At 53.1% G+C, this 17,229-nt stretch carries 16 protein-coding genes; 1 reads left to right on the top strand and 15 read right to left on the bottom strand.

Annotation, left to right across the window (positions count from 1 at the left end; translation table 11 throughout):
* Nucleotides 1–334 precede the first annotated feature (334 nt).
* Nucleotides 335–1,177: a Wzz/FepE/Etk N-terminal domain-containing protein gene (locus HJB89_RS21015; protein WP_259672084.1), complete on the top strand. Its 843-nt coding sequence runs from the start codon at nucleotides 335–337 to the stop codon at nucleotides 1,175–1,177.
* A 4-nt stretch (nucleotides 1,178–1,181) separates the two neighbouring features.
* Here HJB89_RS21015 and HJB89_RS21010 read toward each other — a convergent pair whose 3' ends face one another.
* The 15 genes from HJB89_RS21010 to HJB89_RS20940 all read right to left on the bottom strand — a co-directional run bounded on the left by HJB89_RS21010 (nucleotide 1,182) and on the right by HJB89_RS20940 (nucleotide 17,157).
* Nucleotides 1,182–1,958 (bottom strand): glycosyltransferase family 2 protein, encoded by a 777-nt coding sequence (locus tag HJB89_RS21010; RefSeq protein WP_221150501.1) that lies wholly within the window; start codon nucleotides 1,956–1,958, stop codon nucleotides 1,182–1,184.
* Between the two features lie 59 nt (nucleotides 1,959–2,017).
* Nucleotides 2,018–3,190, bottom strand: coding sequence for a glycosyltransferase (locus tag HJB89_RS21005; RefSeq protein ID WP_221150500.1), 1,173 nt, complete (start codon nucleotides 3,188–3,190; stop codon nucleotides 2,018–2,020).
* Nucleotides 3,187–4,137 (bottom strand): NAD(P)-dependent oxidoreductase, encoded by a 951-nt coding sequence (locus HJB89_RS21000; RefSeq protein WP_221150499.1) that lies wholly within the window; start codon nucleotides 4,135–4,137, stop codon nucleotides 3,187–3,189. The genes HJB89_RS21005 and HJB89_RS21000 overlap by 4 nt, the downstream gene beginning before the upstream one ends.
* A 9-nt stretch (nucleotides 4,138–4,146) precedes the next feature.
* Nucleotides 4,147–4,989, bottom strand: a complete 843-nt coding sequence (locus tag HJB89_RS20995; protein WP_221150498.1) for a class I SAM-dependent methyltransferase — start codon at nucleotides 4,987–4,989, stop codon at nucleotides 4,147–4,149.
* Nucleotides 4,986–5,579, bottom strand: coding sequence for a DapH/DapD/GlmU-related protein (locus HJB89_RS20990; RefSeq protein ID WP_221150497.1), 594 nt, complete (start codon nucleotides 5,577–5,579; stop codon nucleotides 4,986–4,988). The genes HJB89_RS20995 and HJB89_RS20990 overlap by 4 nt, the downstream gene beginning before the upstream one ends.
* On the bottom strand, nucleotides 5,576–6,667 hold the full coding sequence (locus tag HJB89_RS20985; protein WP_221150496.1) for a glycosyltransferase: 1,092 nt from the start codon (nucleotides 6,665–6,667) through the stop codon (nucleotides 5,576–5,578). Before HJB89_RS20985 ends, HJB89_RS20990 begins: the two co-directional genes overlap by 4 nt.
* An 8-nt stretch (nucleotides 6,668–6,675) precedes the next feature.
* Complete coding sequence (locus HJB89_RS20980) at nucleotides 6,676–8,034, bottom strand: oligosaccharide repeat unit polymerase (RefSeq protein WP_221150495.1); 1,359 nt, start codon at nucleotides 8,032–8,034, stop codon at nucleotides 6,676–6,678.
* Nucleotides 8,024–9,184, bottom strand: a complete 1,161-nt coding sequence (locus HJB89_RS20975; RefSeq protein ID WP_221150494.1) for an N-acetyl sugar amidotransferase — start codon at nucleotides 9,182–9,184, stop codon at nucleotides 8,024–8,026. Before HJB89_RS20975 ends, HJB89_RS20980 begins: the two co-directional genes overlap by 11 nt.
* On the bottom strand, nucleotides 9,177–9,932 hold the full coding sequence (locus HJB89_RS20970; RefSeq protein WP_259672086.1) for an imidazole glycerol phosphate synthase cyclase subunit: 756 nt from the start codon (nucleotides 9,930–9,932) through the stop codon (nucleotides 9,177–9,179). Before HJB89_RS20970 ends, HJB89_RS20975 begins: the two co-directional genes overlap by 8 nt.
* On the bottom strand, nucleotides 9,932–10,543 hold the full coding sequence (hisH, locus tag HJB89_RS20965; RefSeq protein WP_221150492.1) for an imidazole glycerol phosphate synthase subunit HisH: 612 nt from the start codon (nucleotides 10,541–10,543) through the stop codon (nucleotides 9,932–9,934). The genes HJB89_RS20970 and hisH overlap by 1 nt, the downstream gene beginning before the upstream one ends.
* Nucleotides 10,544–12,139, bottom strand: coding sequence for an oligosaccharide flippase family protein (locus HJB89_RS20960; RefSeq protein WP_221150491.1), 1,596 nt, complete (start codon nucleotides 12,137–12,139; stop codon nucleotides 10,544–10,546).
* A complete protein-coding gene (locus HJB89_RS20955) occupies nucleotides 12,136–13,239 on the bottom strand; it encodes a DegT/DnrJ/EryC1/StrS aminotransferase family protein (protein ID WP_221150490.1) in 1,104 nt (367 codons plus the stop codon). Before HJB89_RS20955 ends, HJB89_RS20960 begins: the two co-directional genes overlap by 4 nt.
* 221 nt (nucleotides 13,240–13,460) lie before the next feature.
* Nucleotides 13,461–13,946, bottom strand: a complete 486-nt coding sequence (locus HJB89_RS20950; RefSeq protein ID WP_039618020.1) for an acyltransferase — start codon at nucleotides 13,944–13,946, stop codon at nucleotides 13,461–13,463.
* A complete protein-coding gene (locus tag HJB89_RS20945) occupies nucleotides 13,943–15,019 on the bottom strand; it encodes a Gfo/Idh/MocA family oxidoreductase (RefSeq protein WP_311044377.1) in 1,077 nt (358 codons plus the stop codon). Before HJB89_RS20945 ends, HJB89_RS20950 begins: the two co-directional genes overlap by 4 nt.
* Before the next feature lie 560 nt (nucleotides 15,020–15,579).
* Nucleotides 15,580–17,157 (bottom strand): hypothetical protein, encoded by a 1,578-nt coding sequence (locus HJB89_RS20940; protein WP_221150489.1) that lies wholly within the window; start codon nucleotides 17,155–17,157, stop codon nucleotides 15,580–15,582.
* Nucleotides 17,158–17,229 lie beyond the last annotated feature (72 nt).

Genomic DNA, 17,229 nt, shown 5'->3' with positions numbered 1-17,229 from the left:
TCAATGCGGCATTGGATCGGAATGATATGATCGCTGCCCGAGCGACATTGGCTGAGCTTGTTTCCGGCTATTCGTCAACGGGCGAGGTCTCGGATCTCGCTTTCACCGGCGCCGAAACCAATACGGCGGCGTGAACGTAGCTGCGAGTCCGTAAAATCACCGCGACGACGCAGGCGAAGATCTGCAGCCGTGCGGTTAACTGGATCCCATGAGGCATCGTGATAAGCCCAGGTTGTGGTCTTTTGATGATTGACATTGAAGGTCCGATAGGGTTGAAGCGTGATTAGGCTCCCAGCTGCTATGAAATTCTTTGCTAAATTTGAGCCTATGGCGGATGCTGAAAGCTGCGATCATGGAACAAAGATTATTTGACGAGGAAATTAATCTATTCTCTGTTGTTTCCTTTCTAAGACGTGGCATGGCCATCATTATTGTGTGCTGCACCATCGGAGTTGCACTAGCAGGCATGTTCCTCTGGCGTAGCCAACCTTACTATCAAGCCTCAGCACAACTAGTGCTAGCAACCACGTCGGCTCCGACACAGCTCGACCCTGATGCCGTCGCTCTTGTGGAGCCTCGTGAGCATGTTACTTTTCGTCTGCGATCTCCATCAGCTTTCGATCAGCAGACCGTCTCCACGTGCTCCGACGGCGGCCCGGTAACCGCCGAACAGATTTCGCAAAATGTGAGGGTGACGGCACCATCAGTTCCCAATGACGTCATCGAAATTTCCTTTACCGCCCCAACCGCTGAATTGGCGCGGCAGTGCGTCGCCGCGATCGTGCGGGGGGTTCAAGAACAGCAGACGTTGGTTGCGTCCATCAGCTCGGAACATCTGAAATCTCAAATCAGGTCACTGCAGGATCAACTCGTGCAAAATTCGAAGCTCCTGAAGGAGGCGCAGGATTCCGGATGGCAGCAGGCAATATATCTCGCGACACGCGACGATGCGATCGCATTGCGTAAGGACATTGCCGACTTGACGGGTAAACTAGAATTAAGCAAGTCTGCAACTCTGCTTTCCCCAATTTACGCTCCATCGAATCCCGCTTCTCCGACCAAGATAACCATTCTGACTGCAGGTCTCTTTGTCGGGTTCGTTATCGGCGTTCTAGTCAACCTCCTTAAAAGCGCATACCTCAGGCAGCGAAATCGTCGTAGCCGGTCGAACGGCTAATGCGTTAGCGCACCTTGAGCAAGGCCGCACGAAGTACCTGCATGCCCCGCGATACAAGCTTCCTAGAGAAGAAATGTACTGGGCTGGCTCTTAATCCGTGAGTTTCAAGCGCAAGTAGAATTTCTTTGTTTTGCTGCAGAATATTCTTCCAGCTGCGATTTGTCGTGCCGCCCATTCGCATCTTCACCATAGTGCCGGGCAGGTATTTCGACTTGATACGGTGACGTTCCAGAAAGCGCATCATTAATTCTACATCAGCAGCAATCCTATAACAGAGGTCAAATGACCCAAGGCGCTTATAGACCTCGCGCCGAACGAAGAAGGTTGGATGAGGCGGGCACCAGCCTTCTTCGAAAGCCCGAGGTACAAAAGGCGAAGAGCGCCAGTCGCGCACGATCGTTGAGGTATCATCTTGCCGAACATAGCAGAGATCCCCGTAACATGCTTCCAAGGCCGGATCCCGGAACGCCTCCGCGACCTTTGCCAGAGCGCCCGGCATGTAGAAGTCGTCCCCATTTATGAAGCCGATAACATCGCCGGTCGCAAGACTTATTCCTTTATTCATGGCATCATAGATGCCGAAGTCCTCTTCGGAAATTAGGCGCGTGACAACATCGCGGCGTTCGTTGATCCGATCAAGCGTGCGGTCCTTTGAGAGTCCGTCGACGACAATATACTCCATATTTGGATAGTTTTGAGCGCGAACGGATTCGATCGTATCAGCAATCGTGGCTTCGTTGTTGAAGACAACGGTGATGATTGAAATTTTCGGTTCGCGCATTCACACTTACTTTCATAGCTGGTGGGAGGCGAGGTTCCCCGGCCTTCTTCTGTGGTTTGCTACCGGCTTTTGGTGGCAGCCCATTGAACAAGCGCATGGAAATCAGTGATGAAGCGGTTGACGCGTTCATTAGCGATGGCCTGTGCCTTCGCCGCCCTTTCGAACAGAATATCCGGCGAAGACAGATTTGCCGAAGCAAGTGCGTCTGCAAGCGCCTGCGCGTCACGGCGGTCGAAAAATACGGCCACTTCGCCCGCCTGTTCCCTGTTGACGTCCAAATCGGACAAAATCAACGGCACGCCCCACGACAGGGCCTCTTCGACTGTCGTGCTCCATCCTTCGAAGAGAGATGGATTCAGCAAGGCCATACTAGCGGTTGCGAGTGGAGCAAGATCGCCATATGGGATAAGACCGAGAAGAATGAAGTTTGAGGAGAGACCGGAATTGTCGATAGCAGCCTTCACACGCGGAAAATAAGAAGGGTCGCGCGGATCAGACTGGCTGCCACATGCTACGACAGTAACGTCTTGACCGCGGCGACGGAGGATCGTCAATGCCTCCACGACAAGAAGATGGTTCTTGTGCTGCCAGAACTGGTTGGGAAGGAAGATATACCGCTCAGGCAGTCCATATTTGTCGGCAAGAGCACGAGCAGCCGCAGGAACAATCACTACCTTGGGCGGCACCGCAAACCTGACGACGTGTGTGCGCCCCCGGGAGGACGGATAGAAAACTTCGCACGAGACGCGCGAGTCCTCACTGCTCAACATGATCTCGCGTTTTCCCAGGACCTGAATTTTAAACCCTATATCGCGTTTCCAGTAGCCAAGCTTACTGAAGAGATGGGGGAGGAAGCGGTGCTGGAAATCTGGGATCCAGGCAATAACTGGGATGCCGAGATTGAAACCAAAAAATTGTGCCACCTCAAATACGACATCTATCCGGTAAGTTCTAAACAGCTTACGCACACGCCAGTCGGCGCCGGTGACAAGACCGGTGAGCAGAGATCTAAAGCTCCTGGATCTGTTAAAGAGCGGGCTACGGACCACATCAACGCCATTGAGAGCCGCAAATGGAGTTATATCTTCTTCATCGACGTCGGTTCCAAAGAACATAACGGGCGTAAGAGCTCTGCTCTGATCAGCGGACAGCAGCCTAGCGAGATTTATCAGATAGTTATAACCGCCGGTCCAGTTTTTCCCGCCGATCATCGTAAAGGCAATACGGGTCATGATCTCACACCGGATTCCGATCGAAACCACCTGACATAGCCTGAGAGGCCTTCCATCAGATCCTTTTGCCACTCGAACCCGAGGGCCGCGAGCTGCTCGGATTGGGCTATCAGGCTTTGAGGGTCGCCAGCTCTTGCTTTACCCGAAAATTCAATCCTGGCTTCCAAATTGGTCTCGACCGCCCATGCTTGGGCAATACCTTCAACGATCGCACGAACATTGGTGCCGCGGCCGGTGCCGATATTGATAACTTTTGGCGAGGGGTTTGCCTCGGTGTGGATAAGCGACAGCGCGCGCGCGACGTCGGTCACCGCCGTCCAGTCTCTAAGCTCGTTGCCACTTCCACCGAGAAGGAGTCGCTCAGGATGAACCTCGAGCTGGGAGCAAACGTCCCAGAGCAATTGCTTGCGCAATCCTTCCCCATAAACTGAAAACAGACGACCGATCACGACCTTTAACTCGTAACTCTCGCAATAGGAGATGCAGAGAGATTCCATTATATGCTTGTGATGACCGTAGGGAGAGAAGGGGTTGGGTTTCGCCGATTCAGCTATCTGACCTGTATGGCCTGCCCCGTAAACAGCAGCGCTAGAAACCGCCACTAAGCTGCTTTTAGGGGCCTCCAATCTCATCCATTCAAGCAGTTCAATGCTCGAGCTGACTGTGCGGTGGAAATCTTCCCGGGGATTTGCGATTGCTGCTCCGACCGACGAGCCCCCCGCAAGATGGTACACAATGTCCACCGTCCCAAACTGCTGTTGAATCAACCGAAGATTGGGGATATCGACCTCGCCGTTATGCCAAGAGACCAGCCCCCAGCGCTGGGCGTGAAGCGGTGACCAGGTACCGTGCCCAAGGCCGAACACGGAGTTCCCGGCAAGTGCAAGCGACTTTGCCAGATATCTTCCGATAAATCCGTGAGCGCCTGTGATTAGTATACGAGCCATTCTTTTTCTTTATTGGGGCCGCGTGGCGACGAACGAATATAGCCGGCCCGGCCGCCGATCGAATTTTGCTGCGATATGCGAGAAGATCGTCCAGGTTGACCGAGAACTCAAAAGCGCTGGAGCGGCTCTTGCGAAGAGCGGCAATCGCATGCAAATCTGCGCCTTCACCTCCGCCGGAGTGTAGGGGGCGAAGTTGATCTCGCTCTCCAGCGGCATAAGGAGCTTGTCCATCTTGAAACCGGCCGAAACAATTGAGTTCTGATACTCCTTCAGAAGAAAGGCGTTTTCCCCTCCATAGAGTTTGTGGAGGGGATGGCGATCCAGAAAGATCGGCAAATCGCGCTCGCTCGATATCACATGTTCGCGAACTGCGATGAAGCGCCCGCCGGGCTTGAGCACTCGAAAGAATTCGCGACACGCGGCCGACAGATCGGAGGTGTGATGCAGAACGGCTCTGGCAAAGACCACATCGAAGGCATTGTCGGAGAATGGGAGCTTTTCGGAAAACTCCTCGGCGATCGAAATGGGAAGATGAACCTCATTGAAGAGGGCACGAATTGCACCAGCACCCACGAGGTCGCTCGCGTCGGGCTCCAGTGCCGTTACTTCAAAACCTTCCTTTGCCAGAGCATAGCTGGCAATACCACGACCGGCGCCGATATCGACTGCAGTTCCTGGCGCCTGCGGGAGAAATTCGCGAATGGCACCCCACTCGCCGCTCCGCCAATACCGCTCGGCCGCCTGCAGAATCGGATCGTCGTAGTAGGCATCGAGCACCAGCTTTTGCTGGTCAGGCTGTTGCCGAAGCCACTGGACGGCTGCTTCCCACGTGTCCAACTTTGTTGCCGTCATGGTTGACCTTCTGTCTCTTTTTGCGTCCGCTTGAGATTCCGAATTATGCGAGCGGGGTTACCGGCGGCGACGGTATAAGGGGGGACATCGCGCGTGACAACAGCATGGGCTCCAATAACTGCCCCGTCGCCGACTGTCACCCCCTTCAGGATACTCACGCCAAAACCAATCCACACATTGTTCTGAATAAACACTGGCTTGATGGAAACCCCGGTCCAATCCTTCTTTCCTAAGCCCCAATCGGTCACATCGTTCTTGCGCAATTCCCACTCGAGAGAATGAGAATCATGATCCACGATTGTCACTCCCCATGAGATGATAACATCGTTTCCAATCGTAATTCCGGAATGGCATACCAGGTGACTGGCACCAATATAACAGCGATCGCCAATGCTGATGCGACCGCGGGGATCATCGAAGCTGATATTGCAATTGATGATACAGTTCTCGCCGACCTTCACATTGCCTCCGCGAACGGATCGCAATGCCAGCCAACGGACATTGCTACCACTCCCAACGAGAAATTTGCTCCGCTTGCGGGCCAACCATCCCGCCGCCATGTTTGCGATCGTGGTCAGGCTAAGCTTCATGCGCTTGCAGCCAGCTGTTGGAAGTTAAGCCATTGGGCACGCTTGTTGTACACGGTTCGTACAGTACGGGTTCCTTCGTTCGCTAACGCCTGGAGGCGCTCCGGTTCCCGAAGCAGATTTACAATTGTCCGCGCCGCGGATTCCGCATCTTCATATGTTACCATGCTAATATTATTGACCATCCCCTCGGGATAAACACCGGAGTCCGAGACCATTAGCGCACCGCATCCTAGCGCCTCCCAGCATCGCATATTTCCCCTGTCCGTTCCCGCCATATCCACGGCGCCGTTTAGAACAATTTTCGCCTGCGAAATCGCTTCATAAAGCTCACGTCCGAAGAGTGGGGTACGCGACACTGCACGAATATTCTTCGGACGCCTGTGCTTCCCAAGCGGCAGAAGCCAGCCAATCGGGCTCTCAGCAAGCCTAGTCAATCGCGACCGATCAAGGTGGTAATAAACTTTAAAATCCCTTCGAATAGCCGACACGGCTTGCAGTATCTCTGCACGCCGACGATGGTGACGGCTATAGCCGCCGACAAAAAGCACATCGATTGGCCGGTCTCGATTTTCGGCATAGCTATCCATTGCCGGATCATGGGCTGGTGCAAAATATTCCGCACGCCAGCCAAGCTTCCGATAACCTTCCAATATGGTAGGAAAGTTGCAGACGATCAAATCGTAGGCGCCGAAGTCGGTATTGCCGGAAGGCGCCGCTCGCCACATGATTGACTTGCGCACGCAGCCAGGAAGCTTGCGGACGAAATCGTTCCCGTATCGCATCGGATCCGAATTATAAAATATCTCGGTGCGGTGATGTTCGATCTGGCTCAGCAAGATCTGCTCCATGTCGGAGATGGCGGGCAAACCATTTTCTACCGCCCAGTATCGTTGAAGTATCTCGTCATCGCCGTTCGTAAAGAAGATGTCCGGAGAGGTCTCCATCACCGGTTTCAGTATATGGCAGGCGCCATAGCGATCATCCAAAAAAAGAGACAATCTGTCTGAAAACTGTCTCGCATCAGCTGCGAGTATATCAAGCCGCCGCATATAAGCAGCATATACCCCGGAATTTTGAAAAACACGCATATTGGATTCTATACCTGTCCGAGTTGGACAAGATGCTTTTGTCCACCGTCGTTCTTGTCTGGCGCCCACTTCAGCGAGCTGGACAGCGCTACCACTAATGGAACAATCAAAAACAAACCGCCGGTCATCATCGCAGTTGGAAGTGCGGTCGAAAGCATCACGAATATTCCATAGTGGCCGAGAGCCAGCCCCGCAATCGTTGCGACGGTCTTCCCTCGTTTCACTATTAGCTGGATATCCAGCAAGCGGATAAAAAATCCGGCTAATAGCGAAAATAGAAAGACACCCACCCAAGAGAAGTCGGCCCAGGCATCGGCGATAAACATCGCTGTCGAGGTGGAACCTTCCATGCCGCGGTGGACGGCGCCGACCAGTACATAGGTTGGTTGACTGGGTTGACCGGCCAGAGAGCCTACCAGCCAACTGAACTTGCTACCCCAACCATAAGAGAGAACACTTGGAATTGCGGCATAATACTCAAGCAAACTTTCATTTGCGATCATGAATATCCGATAAAATAGAAAATCGAGCGCGTCGCCGACACCATGCAATTCACGAATGGCAACAAGTACCATCGCACCAAACAAAATAACACAAAACGAAATAAACCTAATCGCCATCCCCAATGGCAGATCCAAAGATTTGCGAAGATGTTCCACGACTATCAACTGCAGTACAAATATCGCCAATGGCGCCTTGCTCAAAGTCGAGGCCTTGGCCACCATGACGGCAACGATAAAAGCCCACGCGATCGCTGACAGTTTCATTGACCGCTGTCTTATAGCTATAAAACAGCAAAAAGCAGAGAAGGGAAATAGGTTGGAGACGAGGAGATTGAAAAGATAAAAACGGCTTCCACCCGACTCGCGTCGCATCGCAATCTTCGCGACTTCGCTTGCATCGGAGATGAAGTAGACAATAATTTTGGGGATTTTGTTTTCAACTATAATAAAGGCGAGAATGATAAAGAAACCGATGGTCGAGATTATTTTGAGTCGTTGAGCGACACCGCTAGCTATCCGGACAGGCTGAGTACGCCAGGAATGCAGTGCCGCCTGGATCTGTTGATGGTTAACGCCGAACGCGAAATCCGCCCCTGCTATACCGATAGTGATACAAACAAATGAAAGGGCAAGGGAGAGATCCAGTGCGCCTATAGCATCAGTGTAGGGAGCGGAAGACATGATTGTCTCAAAAAACTTGGTCTGGACACCCCATATTCGAGTGTAATAGAGATACATGGGCCCATGAAGCGCGAGCATGAGACCTAAAAAAACTGACGAAAGCGTCAGATTGATCCCCACCCTCCAGATGTAAAACGCCACTGACATTGTAACAGCCATGGCAAAGACGAGGCTAGTCGACATCTGCTGCCTCTGCGGCTGCGTTACGTGTCGGCAGGAGTATCCGTGTCATGTTACGCAGGCGCAAAAGCGCTTTATGAAGCCACATGCCGTTCGGATAATTGCTATGCGGTACTGGCGGTGCCTCGATATATGATTGGAGCTCTTCCGGCTTCAATCCCAGTTTCTTGGCCACAAACTTTGTTTCCCTGCGGGCATCCTGAACGGAGATGATGGGCTTTGAAATTTCGCGTAGCGCCTCCTCCCGCGTCATTTGTCCGGCAACAATCAAACTTGAAAGATGAAGCCGTCTTTTGTCAAAGTTAAATTTTCTCGGAAGATAGATATCCTGGTAGAATTTTGTGAATCTGGATTCACTGTGCTTGCCGCCGTAGTCACGCCACCCATATTCGCGCTGAAGCTCAGTGCGCGCCTCTTCTTTATTGTAGTCGATGTAGTTGAGCGGACGGTGAATCGTGAGTTGCCGGCGGACGCGGGTAAGCCAAATATACTCAAGGGGGCTCATGAAGGGATAGGTCGTGAGCTTCAAGGAGCCGAAGCGTTTTTGAATCGCGCTCGCATGCGTTCCGTCAATCGACGGATAGCCAAAGCCGCGGGGTATCACCGATTCTGACGCGAAGTTTACGCCGCTGAGGAAGTGACGAATGCCGAATTTAGCTGCTGTCCTATAGAGCGTGGAAAAGAATGCATGATCTTGCGGGATGTCCTGATTGAGGACAGACGCTTTCATAAAGGCAATCTGCAGATCGCGCATCTCCTGCCACTCGACTACATACGTGTGAAGGTCGAGATCGAGTTTTCGGACAAGAATTTCAATATTGTGGACGGCGGGCTCGGAATTCCAACCGCCGTCAACATGGACCGCCAGAAGACGAAGACCATGCTTTCGGGCGGCGAGATGCGCAAGAAACGCGCTGTCAATTCCACCGCTAAGCCCGACCATTGCGTCATATGGCTTACCTGCGCCTTCTTCCTTCAATGTGGCGATCAATCGCCGCATTCGTATGTCGCCTTCGGGGCCAATCCACCACTCGTGCGGCTTGCGATTCAGCGCATCCCGACAGCAGTTACATTGGCCGTTTGCGTCAAACACGATCGACGGGTTAGAATTGTCCATGGCGCAAAATGAGCAAACTCGCGACGCTTTATCCATGAGCACCTTGCTCCGCCTCCTCCAAAATTTCTGGTGCAGGGTAGCTTATGAGGACTGCCCTTAGCCGACCGATAAAGGTGAAGGCGCTCCCCGAGGCCGCGGCGGAAGCGCCGGCATCGAGGCTTTCCACCAGGTGGGCGACGCTTCCGGCACCACCCAAGGCAACGACCGGAATGCTCAGCTTTCGGCTAATCGACTGGATCAACTCAAGATCATACCCGTTGCGCGTGCCGTCGAGAGTTTTCGACTGAAGAATTATTTCGCCAACGCCGGCATCCTGCAGCCTCAGGCAGAATTCTATCGGCTCTTGCCTCGCACCGCTTGAAACGTAGCAGCTCGCCGCCGCGCCGCGACCGTCAACGTCGACACAGGCAACCAGAGCCTGGCTGCCCATATCGGCAGCGATCGCTCCCACCAGTTGCGAATTGCGCGCGCCTCGACCGAGTACAAACTTCTCGACGCCGGAGCGGTTAAGTTCCTCGCACTGCTTAAGCTCGGTGATGCCGCCGCCATATGCCAAAGGCATGAAACATTCGGTTGCGAGTTCGCGAACGAAACCGAGGTCAGGACCTCGCCCCGTACGCGTGGCGTCGATATCGAGAATGCAGATCTCGTCGACTTCCTTTTCGTTGAACAGGCGCACAACATTGAAGGGATCGCCGACGTAGGTGCGCTCACCAAACTCTATCGTTTTCACCAGCCGACGCTTCTGATCGACCAGCAGGACGGGTATAAGCCTTTTTCTCATCAAAGCTTTCCGAATGCTTCAAGAACCCGCATCCCGAAGCGGTGGCTTTTTTCAGGATGAAATTGCACGCCGCTGACATTGTCCGAACTCATTGCGCAACATAGTTCCTCGCCGTAGTCGATGACGGCGGTAACGTCATTCGGATCATCGCAATCGACAAAATAGCTGTGGTCGAAATAAAAGCGCTCCCTCCGGTTGAACCTGTCGAACAGAGCGCTTTCTCGGCGCGGCCTTATCTCAAGCCAGCCGATATGAGGAACTTTAAGGGATGATGTTGCCGGCAGCCTGATGCGCTTCACATCCGCATTTATCCAGCCGAGTCCAGTTTCCGAGCCTTCCTCGCTGGATCGCGCCAACAGCTGCATACCGAGACATATGCCGAGAACAGGAACCCTCCGTTCGCGCACAGCGTGATTCAGTGGATCGACTAATTTTCTGTTTCTCAACGTGGCCATTGCTTTGTCAAATGCACCGACCCCTGGAAGAATGAGCTTCGCAGCACTTTCGATCTCCTTGGGATCACCGCTTGGCCGAGCATCGATCCCCAAATACTCCGCCATATTGGTAATTGCGCCGATATTGCCGACGCCATAGTCTACCACAGTGATCACTCAAAACCCTCTCTTGCGTTTCACAAGATGGTTATTCCATCCAATCAGGCGTCTCTCGGACAAAGCCGTTCTAACGGACCCATAGATACGGGACAAGATAATGCTCCCGGTTTTCGTCATCATCGCCACGGCTGCGATCGCGGCCGAGACAACGCAGACAGTACAGCCATACGCGAAAGCGAGGGACAGCCAGCCATTTATCCAGGTGAAATTCAGGCTTAAAGATCCGACAACTATGCAGATGCCAACCAAGATAGGAGCAACTGTACAGGCGAACATTTGCTCCGCGCTGAAAGTGCGAAAGAAGCACTTGCGAGTCACCAAAAGCGCGAGAGGCACTCTTACAAGGCTGGCAGCAAGCAAACCTGCTCCAGCAGCGTACGGACCGTAAAACCAGATGGAAACGAAAGAAAAAACAACCGTCATCACCGAATACGCAAGCGAAGTATATGCAGCCGGTGCGTTTCTGCCCATTCCCATGGCGTAATACTGGAATACATTCGAGCCGCACCCGACGATGCCGCCGAGAATGAGTATCTGGAGCAGATGCGTGCCGCCTGCAGCGGTTTCTTCGCCGACCCAAACCGTCAACAGCGGCCTAGAGAGAACCGCGATTGGCGAGAGTACGATGGCTCCGAAAGCCGAATTGCCCCATGAGGCGAGCATAAAGAAATCATGCCGCTCCTCTTCGCGGCTGTTCGACATGTTGCCAAATCGTGGAAACAGGACTTCACAGATACGTATGACCGCGATGTAAGCGGCCTCCTGGAGGCGATTGCACACGTTATATTGGCCGACAACGGCAGACGGCGCGAGCGAAGCCAGAACGTAGCGGTCAATCTGGTTGCCAAAGATTCCGGCAAGCTGCGAGAGGCTTTGCCATTTTCCAAAATGAAGCAATGATTTCAGTTCGTCGGGAGACGACGAGATCAATCTGCCGCTCTCACGGAATTCCGGGGATGTAACCCATATCCATCCTGCAGTCGATAATACAAGACTTCCAGCAAATCCGAGCAAATAGCCATTCAGCACTGGAAAGGACCACGTGCATCCCAAGGTCACGATGATGGTTGCGAATGAACTCCACGCTGATGCTTTGGCCACCAATCGAAAACTTTGCTTTCCCACGCAAATACCTTGCAGGACAAACGAGAACTGCTGCGCCACGGTGCCGGTTGCGACAATGACGAAGGAGACGGTGAGATTCTGTGATGGAAGAGACGCACCGGCGATGCCGGTCATGATCCACGGACCGGCAAGCACGATCCCTAGCCACGCCACAGCCGAAGCGATCAGGCAGATTTTCATTCCGACGATAGCAATACGGGCGGCGGCATGCTCCTCGCCACGTCCAATCCGCGCGGAAATTTCCCTGACAACTGCCTGCCCGAGCACCGTACCGATCAGCGTCACGGGAGCTGCGATAGCGATCACTATGCCTGCGCTTCCCAGCGCCTGCAGTCCAATCCAGCGCACGACGAACGGCACTGTGGCAAGGTTAGCAATCAGCGTAAAAAGGAAACCCGCAAAATTCCAGCCTGAGTTTCCAAGAAGATTGCTGCGCCTTCCATGGTTCTCCGGGCGTTCATCACTCACTCGGCGAATCCCCTGATCATATCTGCGACGTACAGGAGTTGAGCTTCTGTCATTTCAGGGAAAATCGGAATTGAAAGAATCTTGGATTGATTTCCAAACGCGTTGGGAAAATCTTCCGGCCGATGGCCGAGGCGTTCGTAAGCCGGCAGGAACGGCAGCGATATTGGATAGTTGACCACGGTTTGGATGCCGCCATGATTGAGGTGGGCGGCCAGGGCATCGCGCCGCTCGTGCTTGATCACAAACAGGTGATAGACGTGATTTCGTCCGGCTGCCGTTTCAGGCAGTTCCAGCCAACCAATATCTTCGAGGGCGCGCGCATAGCGTCTCGCCCATTCCTGCCGCTTTGCAGTCCATTCAGGCAGACGCGGCAGCTTTACCGACAGGATCGCGGCCTGCAGTCCGTCGAGGCGGCTATTTATGCCTTCGATCTGGTGGTCGCCCTTTGAAAGCCCGCCATGCCGCGCAAACATTGCCATCCGATCGGCAAGTGATTTGTCCTTGCAGGTAATGGCGCCTGCGTCGCCCATCGCGCCAAGGTTCTTTCCCGGATAGAAAGAATAGGAAGCGACATCCCCGAAACTCCCGACGACCTGCCCATCAATCTCAGCCAGATGGGATTGAGCACAATCCTCTATGACCCAGAGACCGTGCTTCCGGGCGATAGCCATGATCGCAGGCATATCGGCCGGTTGGCCATAGAGATGAACCGGGATGATGCCAACCGTTCTAGGCGTGATCTTCGCTTCGATTTGAACAGGATCAATGGTGTATGTCGAAGCGTCGGTGTCGCAGAAGACAACATTGCCGCCGGCCTGTGAAATGGTCTCGGTAGTTGAAATCCACGAATGGGCAGTCGTAATAACTTCATCCCCGGGTTTGACGCCTAGCGCGCGCATGGCGATGAAGAGCGAGTCCGTTCCATTCGCACATGAGATGCAATAAGGGGCGCCAACGGCGGCGGCAAATTCGTCCTCGAACTTCTGGACGAATGGCCCCCTGATAAACGAGGAAGAGCGGATGACTGAAGCAATTGCAGCATCGATCTCCTCCTTTAGAGAGAGATATTGGAGATGAAGATCAGCGAAAGGAACTTTCATGAAACCTGCTCTCGGTAAATTGTGATGATTTCCGTGTGCGTCGGCGCCGCCATATGCACCAACTAAAATAACATTCAGCCAAGCATCGGCTCAACGCTGAAACAACCCTTCGCGAAAGACTGGGGCCAACACCCCTTCCCACGGGGGGCTGACGGCGAGAAGCTCAAAGCCAGGGGCATGTACCGACGTGTCCACCCAACGACGACCTTCCTGGGACAAACCTAAACCTCATTCCTTGCCGAACGAGGTAAAGGCCGGGCGGGGTTGCCGGCATAGGTGCCAGAAATGGTGATATCCCGGGTTACAACCGCGCCTGCGCCGATCACAACATCGTCGCATATCCGAACTGCCAGGACCGTAGCGTTTGAGCCGATCGAAACTCGGTTGCCGATCCGGGTCTCCTTCCAGAGCGCGCGATTTCCCCGCGCAGGCCCACCTCCCGAAAAAAGGTCGTTCACAAAAACAACCCCATGTCCGATGAAACAATCCTCACCAATCTCCACAAGTTCGCATATGAAACTGTGTGACTGTATCTTTGTGCGCGGCCCGATCTTCACGCCCTTCTGGATTTCGACGAACGGACCGACGAAACAATCATCCGCAAGTTCGCATTCATAGACATTAGCGGGCTCAACTATTTTCACCCGAGCGCCGCAAACGACGTCTCTGACCTGCGCCTTCCAGAGCGTGGGGGAGCCGTCGGTCACTGGGAAGATCGTCCCAGTTTCGAATGTTTCACTTCCAAAGGCAATTTCACTTCCTGATTGGAAGCGATTGATTCGTATAGTGCGGAGATTAGCTCAAGACTCTGGCGCCCCTCATGACCATCCACGAGGGCTTTTGTATCATTCACTAGGCAATCGACGACATGTTCGTAATAAGCCTGATGACCAAAACCATAAACGTTCGGAGGATTAACAGAGTACTTATCCATAACTTGCTCATCGCCTAAGTCATGGTCGCCGAACTGCCAGGTGCGGATCTTGTTCACCGCAAAACCCGCAATCTCAACAGAACCCCCGGCCCCAAGTATCGAAATCGATCCTTCAATGTCCTTGGGTCGCGTTGCTGCGGTGGCTTCTATAATGCCGAGTGCACCGTTGCGGAACTTCAGTGTGGCTACGGCAGTGTCTTCCGCCTCGATATCCACCAACGCTGTCGCCGCCCGCGCGTGAACACTTTCGACATCACCCATGAACCAACTTAACATGTCGATATGATGACTTGCCTGATTGGCAAGGACACCGCCGTCATATTGCCAGGTACCGCGCCAGTTATCCTGATCATAGTAACCCTGATCGCGGCACCATCGTACCCTAACCGTCCCGAGTACCAGCTTACCGAAGCGGCCCGCATCGAGAGCTTCGCGCGCTTTCAAGACCGGGACGTTAAACCGGTTTTGTTTGACGACAAAAAGGCGAATGTTGTTGTCATCACACGCCTTGATCATCGCTTCAGCGTCGGTCAAAGTCAGCGCCATTGGCTTTTCAACCACGATGTGCCGTTTATATTTTGCAGCAGTTATGACGTGCTCTGCATGCATGCCACTTGGCGTCAATATCGATACGACATTGGCGTCAGTGTTCTGGAGCATTTCGTCGATGGACTGATAGTGAGGAACGCCGAACCTATCTCCGAACTCCTTTGCCTTTTCTTCCACTACGTCACAAACTGCGACTAGCGACGCCCCGGTTATCTGTGACAAGCCCAACAGTTCGGAATGTCTTTTAGCAATGCGTCCGCACCCAACAATAGCGAATTTTATCAAGAGCTTCTCCACGCGCGATAGTATCCGCCGCCCAAAATCATTCGGCGGTTCACATTGACATCGAAGTCATTCCGTTTATGCAAAGCGGGTTTTTGCGCTTGCGCTAAGTCACGCATAACCACTTCCCGGCACATCTCTTTTGCAGAAATCTTGAGAGCCCAAGCAGTTGCCTGAGCTAGCCGGACACCCTTCCGCGATCAAGCGTCGTTCAACGGCCGAACCCACCATACCGGTATGGCCAGCAATGATTTTTTTTGGAAGACTTCTCATATTTGCTTGTGCACCGTGGCATGACCGGAGGCACCCGGTTTTATCGGCGACCGCACAATTGCCATGTCGGACTCGCGCGGACAGGAATGATTTCGCCTCATTGGGTGTTCTCGTCACAAAAGTCAATCTTCATCAATGGTAGTAAACGCACGTACTCTTAGTTTTCCAAACTCACCCACCCCTCCGGGGAGGCGTACTGGAGTTTGCCATTTTCGCCCAGGATCGGCATGCGATCTCTAGGATGGAGGTGGTCTCAATATAGGTGATGCCTGCAACGCTGACACGGGGTGGAATTGAAAGCGCTAGTTTATATGGGATGATATTTTTGCGGCTTTCTTTTGATGAACTCTCGAAAGTCGCAACCGTGCGATGAGGTGAGCCGCCCCAATCGACGTGACGAAAAAGTATAATGGAAGCAATGGTACTGAATAGCGCGGGTTTCCGACAGGAAACGCATACGCGACAGCAAAGGCTGTCGCTAACGAACAAACAAGCAATATTGTTACCTCCTTCGCTTGTATCGTCAAAAATGCAGCAGCCAGCAAAGCCAACAAAAGCCAAAGGTCGGGCGGCACAACACCTATATTTATTGGGTCACGAAGCGCCACTCCGAAGGTCGAAATGTACGGATTGAATGCTGCATAGATCTTAGCGTTTGATAGAACCGCGAACGGAAAAATTGCCGCATCTGAGGCTGCTTGCGGCCCAAAAAAGCGCCCGAATGTCGACCGATAGTCCTCCGAGGATGCCCAGCTTTGCCAACGATAATAACCGTAAAGATGATCGAGAAAATTCCTGGGAGAGTATCCTGGAAAGACTTCATGTGTTTGCGGAACTACCGCCGACGGCAAGATCGCTCCGATTGAGGCCATGGCATATAAGAGCCGGTTCAATTGAACACTCGCCCCATCCGAGCGTAGCGCACTGGCGAGTTCCTCTGCCTTTTCGTTGATCTCGCTATTAGGGCGTCCTTCAGCTCTCCACTTTTCAGCGATTAATAGCGCGTCGGACATTGTGATACCGCTATGCGTCAAAGTGTCCGGAAACCCTGCCACCTTAAGGAGCGCATTCACTGTCGACGAGGGGTGTGGATTAGCCTGCGACGCCGATATTAGAAGGTTGATGCCGCCAGTTGGAAGAAAAAATTGCCCGTCCTGCAGATATCTGTATGTCGGAAACGCTAGGGCCGAGCTAGCCGACACCGCGAAAAGGACAATCATCCATCTAGAAATAAGAAATGTCCGGGAAACAAGTGCGTATAATAACATTAACGCGACTATAGCTCCCCAGTAACTTCTAACTTGGGTCACGCACACGATCACTATAAGAGCTCCAACAACGCAACCACTGATAGACCGACTCCCCCGCGCTATTCTTAAACAACACGAAAACCCTATCAGAACGAGAGATGAAGTGCACGATTCGGTCAGAAGTGAATTATGAAATGCCTGATACGCTGGCAGCAGCAGCAGCAATAGGACAAAAATCATGTGCACGGGCGATGGCCAAAGGCGATAAACCGTCCGAAATGCGAAAATGAGCGCCCCTGCAGCCACCATGTGCTGGAATATTGCGAGCGCCGGCCATTGCCAGGAGACCGGCAACTCGCTGAGCAAGAGCCAGGCTCCCGGCACGCCAGGCCCGAGATGGCTAAATATCCATTGACCTGTTGTTTGGTAAAACAGCTGCAACCCGCCAGGCGAAGACATGGCAGCGGCCAATGATATATAGTCGCGTGAATCGATCCAATACGTCGCCCCGAAGACTACTAAGGCATAGGCATGGATACAAATAATGAGAGGGTAAGTGAACAACTCAACTCGCGACAATCGATCCACCTTAATTGTTAGGCCGCTTGTCATTCGGTTCTGCGAGAACATTCATGCCTCCACCTTCTGGAATTGCCTTACAGCCCAATTCCAGGCTCTGCGGCAGCAACTTCTTCAACTCGA

The organism is Rhizobium sp. NZLR8 (genome assembly GCF_019685025.1).
Lineage (GTDB): Bacteria > Pseudomonadota > Alphaproteobacteria > Rhizobiales > Rhizobiaceae > Rhizobium.
The sequence above is the reverse complement of the archived record's forward strand: the minus strand, read 5'-3'. Positions and strand labels throughout refer to the sequence as shown.

Bases quoted from the DNA above. Each gene is read 5' to 3' on its own strand.
- HJB89_RS20975 (WP_221150494.1), bottom strand. From the start codon at position 9,184: ATGGATAAAGCGTCGCGAGTTTGCTCATTTTGCGCCATGGACAATTCT.
- HJB89_RS20940 (WP_221150489.1), bottom strand. From the start codon at position 17,157: ATGTTCTCGCAGAACCGAATGACAAGCGGCCTAACAATTAAGGTGGAT.
- HJB89_RS20970 (WP_259672086.1), bottom strand. From the start codon at position 9,932: ATGAGAAAAAGGCTTATACCCGTCCTGCTGGTCGATCAGAAGCGTCGG.
- HJB89_RS20995 (WP_221150498.1), bottom strand. From the start codon at position 4,989: ATGACGGCAACAAAGTTGGACACGTGGGAAGCAGCCGTCCAGTGGCTT.
- HJB89_RS21010 (WP_221150501.1), bottom strand. From the start codon at position 1,958: ATGCGCGAACCGAAAATTTCAATCATCACCGTTGTCTTCAACAACGAA.
- HJB89_RS20955 (WP_221150490.1), bottom strand. From the start codon at position 13,239: ATGAAAGTTCCTTTCGCTGATCTTCATCTCCAATATCTCTCTCTAAAG.
- HJB89_RS20980 (WP_221150495.1), bottom strand. From the start codon at position 8,034: ATGTCGACTAGCCTCGTCTTTGCCATGGCTGTTACAATGTCAGTGGCG.
- HJB89_RS20990 (WP_221150497.1), bottom strand. From the start codon at position 5,579: ATGAAGCTTAGCCTGACCACGATCGCAAACATGGCGGCGGGATGGTTG.
- HJB89_RS21000 (WP_221150499.1), bottom strand. From the start codon at position 4,137: ATGGCTCGTATACTAATCACAGGCGCTCACGGATTTATCGGAAGATAT.
- HJB89_RS21015 (WP_259672084.1), top strand. From the start codon at position 335: ATGCTGAAAGCTGCGATCATGGAACAAAGATTATTTGACGAGGAAATT.
- HJB89_RS20985 (WP_221150496.1), bottom strand. From the start codon at position 6,667: ATGCGTGTTTTTCAAAATTCCGGGGTATATGCTGCTTATATGCGGCGG.
- HJB89_RS21005 (WP_221150500.1), bottom strand. From the start codon at position 3,190: ATGACCCGTATTGCCTTTACGATGATCGGCGGGAAAAACTGGACCGGC.